General features: G+C 54.7%; 7 protein-coding genes. 6 read left to right on the top strand and 1 reads right to left on the bottom strand.

Going from position 1 to position 13,155, the window contains the following annotated elements:
* Window positions 1–576: 576 nt before the first annotated feature.
* Window positions 577–5,079: a tail fiber domain-containing protein gene (locus OEV49_05320; protein MDH3890484.1), complete on the bottom strand. Its 4,503-nt coding sequence runs from the start codon at window positions 5,077–5,079 to the stop codon at window positions 577–579.
* A gap of 483 nt (window positions 5,080–5,562) precedes the next feature.
* On the opposite strand from OEV49_05320, the gene OEV49_05315 reads away from it, so the two are divergent.
* From OEV49_05315 to OEV49_05290, 6 genes are all read left to right on the top strand, one after another.
* Window positions 5,563–5,994, top strand: a complete 432-nt coding sequence (locus OEV49_05315; GenBank protein ID MDH3890483.1) for a MarR family transcriptional regulator — start codon at window positions 5,563–5,565, stop codon at window positions 5,992–5,994.
* Between the two features lie 120 nt (window positions 5,995–6,114).
* Window positions 6,115–6,615, top strand: coding sequence for a hypothetical protein (locus tag OEV49_05310; protein MDH3890482.1), 501 nt, complete (start codon window positions 6,115–6,117; stop codon window positions 6,613–6,615).
* A gap of 167 nt (window positions 6,616–6,782) precedes the next feature.
* Window positions 6,783–7,289 (top strand): acyl-CoA thioesterase, encoded by a 507-nt coding sequence (locus tag OEV49_05305; GenBank protein ID MDH3890481.1) that lies wholly within the window; start codon window positions 6,783–6,785, stop codon window positions 7,287–7,289.
* Between the two features lie 254 nt (window positions 7,290–7,543).
* Window positions 7,544–8,656, top strand: coding sequence for a hypothetical protein (locus tag OEV49_05300; protein ID MDH3890480.1), 1,113 nt, complete (start codon window positions 7,544–7,546; stop codon window positions 8,654–8,656).
* 93 nt (window positions 8,657–8,749) lie between these two features.
* The gene (locus OEV49_05295; GenBank protein ID MDH3890479.1) at window positions 8,750–9,598 is read left to right on the top strand and encodes a dockerin type I repeat-containing protein; all 849 of its coding nucleotides are present in this window, start codon (window positions 8,750–8,752) and stop codon (window positions 9,596–9,598) included.
* A 482-nt stretch (window positions 9,599–10,080) separates the two neighbouring features.
* Window positions 10,081–12,753, top strand: a complete 2,673-nt coding sequence (locus OEV49_05290) for a protein kinase (GenBank protein MDH3890478.1) — start codon at window positions 10,081–10,083, stop codon at window positions 12,751–12,753.
* Window positions 12,754–13,155 lie beyond the last annotated feature (402 nt).

Genomic DNA, 13,155 nt, shown 5'->3' with positions numbered 1-13,155 from the left:
TCCTGTATTTTGGTATCTTACGTCTTCAGTCATCATACGGTCAACTTCGAGATCGCATTTCTACGGGCTACGATGTTGCCACTGAAGGTGTTAAAAGCAAGAAGAATGCCGCGTGCGCAGCCGGTTGTTTTTCAATGGTTTAGTGTGATGGAGTTGGTTGTCGACTGTCCGCATGTATGGCAGTTGGTGTTCGCTGGCGTACAGAAACGACTCAGGAAACACCTCGATACCACACACAGAGCGAAGCGTCGGGTGAGTTTTTTCGTGGGGTGACAAAGTCTCATGCAGCGACTCCGCTCATCCTTCGACTCCGCTCAGGATGAAGTTGAGGGGTGCTCAGGATGAAGTTGAGGGGTGCTCAGGATGAAGTTGAGGGGCGCTCAAGATGAAGTTGAGGGGTGCTCAGGATGAAGTTGAGGGGCGCTCAAGATGAGGTTGAGGGGTGCACGGGGTGAGGTTGTCGACAAATGTAGGGTGGGTCCGTCTTCGGACCCGCCAAGATGTCAGGAGCACAGGGCTCCTGACCTACTTTTATCCGGCCTTTGCCAGTATGACTGAGTAACGCGCGAACCACCGTTACAACGTCGCGTCCGATGTAGCCGATAGTTTTCCGATGGCTTTCTGCAAATCGTTCACTTTAGATTCAAGATCGCTCAGTCGGTTCACGTCCTCTTTGAGCTGTTCGTTTTCAGCCTGAAGTTCTTTCACTGCCTCGATTAGCACCGCTGTCAGTTTTGCATATTCAATGGCCTTGTAACCGGCGCTGTTGGTATTCACAACCTCCGGGAGAATTGTCTCTACTTCCTGAGCAACCAAGCCAAGTTGGGTCCCTTCCGGGAATAGCATCTCTTGGTACTCGTTCCCACGCCATTCGTACGACACTCCACGAAGTTGTGATATCTTGTTCAACGCATCGTCGATAGTTGCTATATTCTGTTTCCACCTGCGATCACTATGATACAGTGTAGTGTTGCTGCCTATAGTGCCACGGACGTCCAGCGTGTAGTTGGGGCTGTCGGTCCCGATACCAACCTCGCCGGTACCCTGTTCCATGGCCAAAGTCCAACGAGCAGCTTGCTCATCGAAGAAGCCCAGCTTATGAGAAGCCCAGGGCCTATACAACAGCGCCCATCGCAAGGTTCCGCCGTCGGCATATCGAAGATTGCTGCCGCTACCAGCTCCACCATCGAGTCGAACGAACCCGGCAACTTCGAGAGCGTCTTGAGGACTTGTCGTGCCGATGCCGACATTTCCGTCACCCAGGTATAAGGTCCCAAAAGTGCCCGCGTCACGGTCGTAGGTCTGGATGATACCCTGATTGATGTCGGGATCGTAGTTCATCTCCAATCCTTCTCCAGTACCCGGCCAGTTGACATTTGTAATCCTGGTGCCACCGTCGATGTCCAGTTTCATTTTGGGATCGTGCGTGCCTATGCCGACTCTCCCCTGTACTATCAGGCCGTCATCCGGAGCCGCATACAAGCCGGCATACTGCCAGCCGACGGAAACGCCGCCCTCTACATCCAGATGGCTTTTGGCCGAGGCGCCACCGATGCTCACACGTTGAGCACTGTCGATGAACAGTCCGTAGTCCGATCCGGACCGCATTACGAACGAACCACCGGGCTGGGTGATAAATGACATCCGTTCTCCAGAATTGGATTCAATGGCAAATTCACCGCCGGAGTATTGGGTCATTTCGGTGGTGGCTCCATATTTGGTCAGCTCCAGGATGGGGCTCCCCGTGCCGTTGCATTCGATTTTCAATCGCGGCCATAAACCGCTTTCAATATGCAGATTTGCTTGGGGCACAGCAGTGCCAATGCCAACGCTGTCAGAGTTCGTAGCCAGATGGACGTAATTGCCGTCGTCGACCCATCCGCCGATACCACCGCCGGACCCGGACCAACTCAACTGGCCACTGCCGTCGGTGGTCATGACCTGACCAATGGTTCCGTCAAGCGGTGGGAATTCGTAGCCGTTAGTTTCATCGCCGAATCGGATGTGCGGCAGGTCGACCATGAAAGTTGAATCCTGGGATAGCACGCTTTCGATGCCGAACAGGTAAGAGTAGTCTGCACCGGCTTGGATTGTATCCCCAAGGCCACCCAGTATAGCGGAGAATTTGCTGCCGACGTAGTTGGCTGCACCTCCGGCAATTGTTGATGCCCGTTCGAGGACCACGTTGTTCTCGCCGCCGCCAATGGCGGCACCGGCAAATAGAGCATGATTGGTAAAGCCGCCGGCTACGGTCGCGCTGGTTCCCTGGGCGATGTTAAGTTTCCCGCCGCCGATGGCGGAGTACATTCCGCCTGAGGTGAAGTTGTCCAGGCCGCCTCCGATTGTACTGTAAGCGGCTAAGGCAGTGTCGTATTGGCCGCCTAACACCGAGGCGTATCTGCCTTCGGCCGCGTTTTCATAGCCTCCTCCGACGAAGGCGGCCGTGTCCTGGTTCCAATCGCCGGCGCGGTTGTGGTATCCGGCTGCGACGCCGCTCCATGGGCCTTCGACCGAGTCTCGTTCGCCGCCGCCGATGGTAGTGGCGTGACCGTCGGCGCGATTGTGGTAGCCGCCGCCTATCGTACTGTACCCTGAACCGGCGTAGTTGGTGTAGCCGCCCCCGACTGTCGAAAAGTCCCAGCCACCAATATTGTACTGACCGCCGCCGATTGCACTCGCAGTGCCGCCTACCTCGTTCTGAGCGCCGCCGGAGATAGTCCCCAGGTGCCCGAAGATTTTGTTGTGGCTGCCGCCCCCGATAGTGCCGTGGGAGATGTCAAACAGTTCATCGCCAATCTGGCCGTACAACCCGAGATTTACAAAGGTGTGTTTGTCGACACCGTAGTTTTGGTTGAAGGACCCGCCGCGCGAAATGCCGAGTTGGCTGCGCGTGTAAGCGATTGAATCGGTAACTACCCAAACACCGCCGTCACCGCCGGTCGTGGACCAACCCAGTTGACCGCTGCCGTTGGTCGTCATCACCTGTCCAGCCGTGCCGTCGTCGGTGGGGAATTCGTAGCCGGTGGATTCATCGCCGAAATGGATGTGCGGCATGTCGACCATGAAGGTGGAGTCTTGAGTGAGGTTGGAAGCAATCCCAAAAAGATAACCAAAATCTCCAGTGCTGGTAATACTGTTTTGATAACCTCCAACAACGACAGAGTAGTCACCCGCCGCCATGTTGCGCGCACCGCCACTGACGACAGCAAACGGAGCTGTACCTGAGTTGCTGATGCCGCCACCGATCACGACTGCGGTGTCGGCTTCTTCATCACCGGCCAGATTCAGTTGGCCGCCGCCAATGGCGCCGTAGTGCGACTTGACACTGTCGGCGTCACCTCCCGCGATTGCGCTAGCTTGTCCCATGGCGGCATTCCTGTTTCCGCCGCCAACGGCAGAGTAGTGTCGGGGTCCCATGGTGTAGTTGTCGCGGCCACCTGAGATCACGCTATAGGAAGCGTAAGCGTTGTTGTCTTTGCCGCCAGCGATAACACTCCAGGAGCCCTGCACGGTATTACTTGTTCCGCCTCCAATTGTAGTCGCGGTGTTGGCTGTGGAGTTACTGTCGCCACCTGCTATTGTGTTGAAAGGATGGATGGCTTGATTGCTCAGACCACCCCCAATGACCGAATGATTTCCGGAACCGGTGTTACTCTCTCCGCCGGAAACAACGGACCAGTCCCCCATCGCCCTATTGATCCATCCACCTCCAACGGTTGCGTGCGATCCACCGGCTGTGTCGCTTTCACCACCGCCGACTGTTGCAAACTGCGCCATGGTGGAGTTGTCCTTTCCACCATCGACACTCGAATGATTGCCAAACGCCACGTTGCCCTGGCCACCTGCGACGGACGCCATTTGTCCGATGCTTGTGTTGCCTATGCCACCGGCTATCACTGTGAAGGGACCGCTTGCAGTATTACTCTGGCCGCCACCGATGTGGGAACTGGTACCGTCGGAACTGTTCGAGCTGCCGCCGCCGATTGAGGAGTTGTTGCCGTCGGCGGTGTTGCCGTTGCCACCGGCGATATGGGCATAGTTGCCGAAGGTTGAATTGTACGTACCGCCGGAGATAGTACCAGCATATCCACCGGCCGTGTTGCCCGATCCACCGACGATACTCGCGAACTCGCCACCGACAACGTTATCTTTGCCACCGCCGATAGTGCCGAACTTGTTGCTCTCACTGTCGCCGTCATCTGAACCGACACTATTTCCGCCGCCACCGGCGATCGTGCTGTAGTCGTCGAAAACGCGGTTATTGCTGCCGAGGGGATTGCCGATATCCGAGGGTCCACCTCCGGCGATGGTTGCGAAGGTTCCGCCGGCTGCATTCAGGTTCCCGCCACCCACAGTGCTGTATTGGCCGGAGGTTTGATTGAACTCGCCACCACTTATGGTGCTTGACGATGCGGAAGCATCGTTGCGAACGCCGCCGCTTACAGTAGTGCCGAAGGCAGTCGCCTTGTTCCAGTGACCGCCGGAAATAGTCGCATGGTTTATAGGAGCTTCGTCTACTCCCGTTGTACATTCGGTACCGAAGTTCACATGTGACTCGACGACCGTACCGAGGATAGCGTTCCCGGCGTTTCCACGCGTAAGTCCCCAGGCGTCGTTGGTGGACAGGATCGAACCACTGAGTGTCCAGTGGCCGCTGCCGCCCGGTGCAGTGTGGGCATAGTCGGCCGTATCAGATTTTCCGGCGCGAATCGAATAAGCAACGCTGGCGATCGGTATAAACGGCGCTCCCACCGGCCCGTCGCCGACCTGGACACCCAGAAAACGTCCGACGCCGTTAAAGACGGAATCGTCGAATGAGACGAAGGACCCCAGCTGGACATCAAAGAGTCCGCCGATCACGTCGACATCAGGGTGTGTCTCGCTCCATATTTCCGGCCCGCCGCCCGGCATGGCATAAAGATAGAAAGTCACATCGACGGTTGTGTCGACCGGGTTACCGCCTGCGTCGGTGAGTCGACCCTGGTAGTTGATAAGCTGAGGGACATCGGCAATGGCCAGTCTTGAGGCAGCCAGAACTATGACAAGGGTTATTGACGAGATATGTATGAGCCGTTTCATGAAAATCCTCCAGAGATGGACGAGGTTTTGCTTTTTACTGATATCGGCGATGTAAGTACATTCGTTCAATACCAGACTAATATAGCTTCTTTGCCATGATAGTCAACGCCTTAGCCGATTCGCATCAACTCAAATGAAGTGGCTGACAGATCAGACAGGAGCAAGTCGGTATAAAAAGCACGTCAACCTGTCGGCAGATATCCCCCGAGGGCCTGTTGATCAGGTCCAGATTCTCGTCATTGCGAGCGATGCCGCGTTTCGCGGGAGAGCGCGGCAATCTCATACTACATGCTGTACAACGAATTGAGATTGCCGCGGCACGCAAGTGTAAGCCACTTGTGGCCGTGCCCGCAATGACGGCTGATGGGGTTTTTCAACAAGCCCCGAAATATGGGCCACTTGAAAAACTTCGAGAAAAACAAAACAATCTGTTGACAATTGCGTATTTAGATACTAAACTCGAATATGGCAAGGAAACAGGAAATGGTCATAGAAGAACTTCACAAAGTCATTAACAAGATTCTCTTTTTGAAGAAGAAGAGTCTCTTTCAATACCGGGGTGTCAGGTTTTTCCCCTCGGAGATCCATCTGATGCTGGTAATTCGAGACAAGACGGCCACCAATGCCACCCGAATCGCGGAACAGCTCGGTGTCACCAAAGGCGCCGTATCTCAGACGTTATCGCGTCTGGAAAAGAAAGGAGTTCTGCTTAAGTCAAAAGACCCATACAACAAAAACGAGTTGACCCTGACCTTCACCCCGGCCGGCACCAAGGCATTGGAGCACTACCGGCGCTCCACGGCGGATCTTCTGAGGCAACATGAACGCATTATTAAGAGCTTCACTCTTAAGGAGCGAGCAATCATCCAAAGGTTCCTGGTTCGTCTTGGGAACACATTCGACGAGGTTGAGTAGTTTTTTTTGCTTTCAGTGTTTAGTATGTACACACTGATTAGTACGAGAGGTTGATTACAAAGGTGACCAGCAACATCAAGCGCTGGGTCCACCAAACTGAAAGATGAAAGGAGAAACAAGATGAACACGCAAAGATCGGACCAAGTCCAAAAAGAGTGGTCCCGGACAATCAATCCGTTGAAAAGAGCAACGGCTGTCTGTCAGAGGACCTTCATGACATCGGCGGAATCACTTTTCGCACTGCTTTGTCCGACAACCGAATACGACTGGCTGCCCGGCTGGTCGTGCGAACTGCTGCATTCGGACTCCGGTTATGCGGAGTATAATGTAGTCATCAGGACCAGTTTCTTCGGCGCCGAGGAGATCTGGGTATGCACACGCTATGAGCCTAACAAGGCCATAGAGTATGCCAGAACCTCCGAAAACCAATGCGGCAAGATGGAAATAAGTCTTGTCGACCACGGCGATGGCACGGTGACAGGGCGGTGGGTCCTGACGGCGTCGGCCCTTAACGAGGACGGAAATGAGGCTGTCGATGAGTTGGCCTCAGCCGGGAAGCAGATTGACGAGATTCTCGGTGTGCTCGATCACTACCTAACGACTGGCGAAATGGTCTCATAGGGCAATCGGTAGCCGGAATGAATCGAAAGTGCCGGGCGTTTGCATCAACGCCCGGCACTGATGCAAGAGTTGCCAGTGTTAAGCTGATAGACAACCAACTTGACACAGGCCATGGCCTGTCTTACTTAACATAGAAAGCAATAACCGAGAGTAGGATAGGAATCTCAATGCAAGCAAAGCAAGTATCTCAATCACGGACGGTGAAGGCAATGCTGGTTCTGCCGCCGGACTCCAACGCTCTGGGTACTATGTTCGGTGGTATGGTGATGAACTATATCGACGACATCGCATCGATCTCGGCTTTTCGGCACGCCCGACAACAAGTAGTGACAGCCTCGACCGATTCGGTTGATTTTCTCTACCCGATCAATATCGGTCAGATGATTTGCCTGGAATCGTTCGTTACCTGGACGCATAAGACGTCGATGGAAATTTACGTCAACGTAATCAGTGAAGACCTTAAGACCGGGGAGCGTCGGACGTGCGCTTCTTCGTTCTTGACGTTTGTAGCGATTGACGAGCACGGCAAAACTCAAGAGGTGCCACCGGTGGTCCCGGACACCGAGTTTGAGAAAGAGCTACACAAGACGGCCCCCGACAGGTTCAAGCGTCGGATGGAACGGAAAAGCCAGTCCAAGATGTTGGCTGAGAAGTTTCCTTCGCGGAGACTTTGATCGGATCGGTGAGCGTTCTGGTTCTTTCGTAAGAGTTCTTGAACGCACAATGTCGTGCGCCACAGGGTGGTGAGTCTCATAACGACATTGGGGAGCAAGGGGCTATCCACGACTTTTTTCTCCATCTAAGCGAACCGAGTCAGAAAAACTCGGACTAACCGAATGTGACAAAGAAAAAGGCCTGCGATCAGGCGAGGAGCGCCTTGCCGGTGTGAGCTCTGGGTCTGAATCGCGAACAGAAGAGAGGTAGAAGAATGTTAGGAACACATCGAATCAAAAACATGGCGGCGATGTTGGCTGTCATGATGGCCTGCGGCGTACTCATCGCCTCAGCCCAGGGAGCCAATGTTCCCGAAATGATCAACTACCAGGGATACCTGGAGGATGCCAATGGTGATCCGGTTACCCAGAAGACAGATATGACCTTCAGGATTTATGACGACCCGGTTCTTTCCTCAGCCGTTAACTTGAAATGGGGTAAGGAAGACCATAATCAGGTTACATTTACCGGCGGGCATTTCAGTGTCATGCTTGGTAGCATAGCGCCGCTTGAAGCGGACGATCTCAATGGTCCCGAACGCTGGCTGGAGATAGAGCTCGACAATAGCGGTGTTCCCCTGACTCCGCGCATCCAGCTCACCTCGGTGCCGTATGCCTACAGGGTGGCCACGGTGGACGGGGCTACCGGTGGGGATATCTACGGCGATGTCGCCCTCCACTCCGATTTTACACTCAACGGTCGCATCGGCATCGGGACGAGATACCCATCGTGGGATCTGCACATTGCAAGCCTTGACCAGACCTGTGGGATCCGGTTGCAGTATGACGTCACGGATATTACGGGTTGGAAGGACTGGTACATCCTGAATGACTATGGCGCGTTAAAACTCAATTATGGCCAGCAATATAGCCAACCTGGAGGGTACCCGCCAACGATGACGCTAGGGCCCACTATGGTCGGCATCGGGACGGAGAACCCTCAGTACACTCTGGACGTGGACGGAGATATCCGAGCCACCGGTACTATCCATGGAACCCTCGAAGACAATCATGTGGAATACACGCAAGTTGATTTCAGCAGCACCCAGTACATCGTCAATACTTCCTGGATCAAAATATCTACCTTTGGAGCTTCCGACTTCCTGAAGATCGAAAACCCAAGTGGAAGCGGGAGCGTAGCAACTATTTTCCACTCCGAGAATTTCGGTGGTGCCGTCGGGCAGAACGCGCTACCAGGAGATGTGGGCACTTTCCCGATTAACGGAGGAGTAGTTGACATAAGAATCGTCAGTGATACGCACCTCTTGACGCTTTCCGGGGTCAAACACCAAGGAGCGCTCCATGGGCATGTTATCTACAATGACTAAGGGATACGTCAAGAGACAGATGACAATAGTGCGCAGTTTGGGACCTTGTGTGCGCGCACGTGACAGAAAGATAGAGAGTAAAGGAGTAATATCATGATTAAGATGATTTTGAGATTGCGGTCACCCGCGCTGAGTGCCCTGCTGATAATCTGTCTTCTGGCGATAGTGTCGGCAGGAGTGTTGACGGACGAGACTATTACGCGCAACGTTATCGGCGCCGGGGGTGGAACGTGCAGTGACGGCCAGGCAACAATGAAGTCGGTGGTCGGACAAGGAGCCATTGGTCACTCAACTGACGGTTCTTATCAGCTATATTCCGGCTTTTGGCGAGCAGAGCCTTCGATGACCTGCGCCGGGTCGGCTGTTTGTTACCCCGACACACATTGGGTATTCGAGGCCCATGCCCTCGATTTCGCACTGGACACCGTGTATTGCGGCAATTTCGGGCTCTGCTCCGCGGACGATATCGACACGTCGACCATTCGAGTCAATGAATCCATCGTGCCGTCAACGATCGAGGTTCTGGATGAAGAAGAGTGTCCGCCCGCGGTAGGGTATGCCGGTCGCGTATTGCGGCTGGAAGTTCCCACCTGCGATCTGGTGCTGAGTTTCGGATGGTTGTACGATGAGAGCGTGCAACAGGTCTATGTGTCGGGAAACACTTTGTCCGGTGCTCCCTGTGCCGCGGTGGCCGAGGTTCTCCTGTTCGGGCATGTCTCCGGCGACGTGAACAGCGACGGACTCGTGGACATCGCCGATCTGGTTTACATGGTGAGTTTCCTGTTTACCGGCGGTCCCCCGCCACCGTTTGATCTTGCGGCCGATCTGGATGGTTCGTGCACTGTCGATATCGCTGATCTAGTCTATTTGGTCGACTACATGTTCAGCGGTGGACCGGAGCCGTTGGCGCCTTGTGGTGGCAATGACGTGGATTCGAAATAGTTCGACTCACTCGATGAGGCATGGTGACAAACGCCGTTTATGTTGTGTCGGGTCCTGAGCGCGCCGAAGGCGTGATTGTGACCCGACACCGATAAATCGGCTTTTTGCGCTTCGCGCTCTTGCGCCCCATGTACAGAGACACGAGCGAGTCGGCTTGACCGACCGGCGGGTCACACGAATCCGCCGGCGTCCGCCGCGGCGGACAGGACCCACCGCAACATGGAATCTCGATACGTAGTTGGAGGGCCACCCTTCAACGGCGCTCAGGGTGACAGAGGATGAGATTGCCGCGCTCCTAACGACCGGAGTGTCTTCGGTCGCCCGCAATGACACGATCTGGGCCTATCAACCAGTCCGAAGAGTGGAATACTGGTATTAAACTCTGCCTGCCTACTGAAGCCTCGGCCCACCATATCGTGGGAACCCGGGGCCGGTTACAATGTTGGACAACATAAGTAACGCACAAATCTCCAGGAGTTAAAATGACGCTCAGTCCGGGACAGAAGCTCGGTCCGTATGAAATCGACTCGCCGGCCGGCAGCGGCGGGATGGGCGAGGTGTACAAAGCCAAAGACACGCGCCTGGACCGAGTTGTCGCAATCAAAGTTTTGCCGGAGCGCACGGCTCAGAACGAAGACATGCGGGCACGGTTTGAGCGCGAGGCTAAGACTATCTCCAGCTTGAACCATCCCAATATTTGTACCCTCCACGACATCGGCTCAGAAAACGGTCTTGACTATCTGGTCATGGAATACCTCGAAGGTGAGACGTTGTCCGAGCGGATCAAGAAAGGTCCGCTGCCGACCAATGAGGCAATCGAAATCGGTACCGAGATCGCCGATGCTCTGGACAAAGCGCACGGTCAGGGATTGATCCATCGCGACTTGAAACCAGCCAATATTATACTCACCCGCGAAGGGGCCAAGCTTCTGGATTTTGGTTTGGCCAAGCTGAAGATATCGGGTGGCGTGGTGGAGGGTATCAGCGGTATCACCCAGACCACGCCGCTTACCGGCACCGGGACCATAGTCGGCACCATCCAGTACATGGCGCCGGAGCAACTTGAGGGAAGCGAGGCTGACGCCCGCAGTGACGTGTTTGCTTTTGGTGCGGTGCTGTACCAAATGGTCACCGGGGCACGACCTTTCGACGGCAAGAGTCAGGCCAATCTGATAGCCGCTATTCTTGAACGCACGCCGACGCCGATTTCTTCGGTTGTGCCGATGACTCCTCCCGGGCTTGACCGTCTGGTGCGAAAGTGCCTGGAGAAGGATCCTGACAAACGCTGGCAGTCGGCGCGGGACTTAGCCGATGAACTCAGGTGGCTGGCTCAATCGGGATCGCAGGCAGGTATCCCAGCCCCAGTTGCGGCCCGTAGAAAGTTCAAGCTCAGACTCGGTTGGCTGGTAGCATCGCTGACTTTTGTCACTGCTGCATTCTATGGTTTCAAATGGCACACACAACCGGAACCGGTCAAAAACGTCATCCGGTTCGAAATCACACCGGGCGAGGATTTCCAATCGATATACTGGCCACAGATATCTCCCAATGGTAAGTATCTCGCCTTTAAGGCGACCGATGCCGCCCGAAAGTCCGGCGTTTGGGTCAGACCGCTAAACTCCAACGAGTCTTTTCTGTTAAACGGTACCGAGGCGGCGCTGAGGCCTTTCTGGTCGCCGGACAGCCGCTACCTTGCTTTCTCGGTCGGTCGCAATCAGCTCAAGAAAGTACCTATCAACGGTGGACCCGCTCAGTTAGTCGGGGAGTTTGAAAGGGTGGCCGACGGAAGTTGGGGTTCTGATGGAATCATTATCTTTGACGGCAGTGACAGAGACAGTCTGCACACCGTTGCAGCAGGAGGTGGAAGCGCTGTGGTCGTCTCACAGTTGGACCAGGCGAGAAGTGAACGTTATCACGCCTGGCCGGACTTTTTGCCGGACGGTAAACATTTTTTGTTTCTCGTTGCGAGTGACTCGACGCTCGGTTCTTCGACGTTCGATTTGAAACTGGGCCGTGTAGACTCAGATGAAACAGTTGATCTGTTCAAAACGACATCCAGAGTTGTATACTGCGAACCCGGATACCTTGTCTATGTCAAAGACAAAATACTGCTGGCTCAGGCGTTTGATGTCAGTGGATTGAAAGTTGTCGGTGAGCCTATTCCAGTTGCCGAGAACATTGCCAGCCTGTCCCAGTCGGCTGTTTCATCGTTCGATGTTTCCGATGAAGGCACCCTGGTGTATATGACCTCCGATGCATCTATCAAGAATGAGTTGGTCTGGGTGGATCGGACCGGCAAGGAACTGGCCAAAATCGGTGAACCGGGTAGATACGGAGATGTTGCCCTCGCAACTGACGGACAAAGATTGGTCTTTGGACTTGAAGATCCGCAGACGGAGACAATCGACCTCTGGATGCACGATATAAAGCGTGGGGTCAGCTCGCGCTTTACGTTTGAAGAGGGTGAAGAGTTTGCCCCCCTCTGGTCACAGGACGGCTCAACTGTATACTATAATCACGGCTCTATACCGGCAATACTACCCTTTTGGAAACCGGCCAATGGTACCGGGGAAGCATCTCTGCTTTTGGACTCGGCGGCGGGACCCTTCAACGTTCTGACCGATATTTCAAGAGATGGAAACAGGTACTGCTTCACTGGTGCCTCCGAGGGTCAGCCGGACATAAAAATGATGAATCTGGCGACCGATTCCATACCGGTGCCGCTGATCAAGACACCGTTGGATGAGTATGGGGGGATATTCTCACCCGATGGCACATACCTCCTTTACGCAGCCGAAGAAACCGATATCACAGAGTTGTATCTGCTCAAACTTGACGGCGCCGGCGGCAAATGGCAGATCTCGACATCGGGAGTTAGGTCGGCTGTTTGGAATCCAGCCGGAGGGGAAATTCTGTATTTCAATCGTGAGTGGGAAATGATGTCGGTGCCGATTAAGACCGACGGTTCTGTTGAAATAGGCAGTCCCACCAAACTTTTCCAGCACCGGCTGTCCACGCTCAAGTTTGGATTCCGTCCTTTCGACGTCAGTGCCGATGGCCAGAGATTTCTGTTGGTATCGGCCATGGATCAGAAAGTCAGCCCAAAGTTCAACGTCGTTCTCAATTGGCCGAGCCTGATCGAGGAAGACAGATAGTCGCATTGCAGGTCAGTCCGTCGCGGCGGACTGTGGTCCTGACACAATTGGCGGGTTCACGCCGAGGCGCGCAGGCGAAGACGGACCCGCCCTACAGGATTCATGGTTCGGGGACCTTCTGTCATACCGGGCTTTGACCCGGAATCCGGTTTGGGTGGTGTAGGGCGACCTCGCCCGACACCCTGTGCTCCACCTAAAGCGCGGGTAGGTTCTTCTATGGATGAGATTGCCGCGTCATCCCGCAACTGGGTGGTCGTCTCAAACCTTGCTTAGGGCGGTACCCGCAGAGAAGGGTCAGCCCCAACGCGGCATTGAGGGTGCCACCCACCTAACGCCAGGTTGGACAGTCGCGGCGGGTCACACGAATTCGCTGGAGCGATTACGCAGGACCCACCGCAACAG

The organism is Candidatus Zixiibacteriota bacterium (genome assembly GCA_029860345.1).
Lineage (GTDB): Bacteria > Zixibacteria > MSB-5A5 > GN15 > FEB-12 > JAJRTA01.
This window is presented reverse-complemented; position numbering and strand designations above follow the sequence as displayed.

What these genes read in the sequence shown, in the direction of transcription:
- OEV49_05320 (MDH3890484.1), bottom strand. Translation starts at nt 5,079, where the DNA reads ATGAAACGGCTCATACATATCTCGTCAATAACCCTTGTCATAGTTCTG.
- OEV49_05300 (MDH3890480.1), top strand. Translation starts at nt 7,544, where the DNA reads ATGTTAGGAACACATCGAATCAAAAACATGGCGGCGATGTTGGCTGTC.
- OEV49_05305 (MDH3890481.1), top strand. Translation starts at nt 6,783, where the DNA reads ATGCAAGCAAAGCAAGTATCTCAATCACGGACGGTGAAGGCAATGCTG.
- OEV49_05295 (MDH3890479.1), top strand. Translation starts at nt 8,750, where the DNA reads ATGATTAAGATGATTTTGAGATTGCGGTCACCCGCGCTGAGTGCCCTG.
- OEV49_05310 (MDH3890482.1), top strand. Translation starts at nt 6,115, where the DNA reads ATGAACACGCAAAGATCGGACCAAGTCCAAAAAGAGTGGTCCCGGACA.
- OEV49_05315 (MDH3890483.1), top strand. Translation starts at nt 5,563, where the DNA reads ATGGTCATAGAAGAACTTCACAAAGTCATTAACAAGATTCTCTTTTTG.
- OEV49_05290 (MDH3890478.1), top strand. Translation starts at nt 10,081, where the DNA reads ATGACGCTCAGTCCGGGACAGAAGCTCGGTCCGTATGAAATCGACTCG.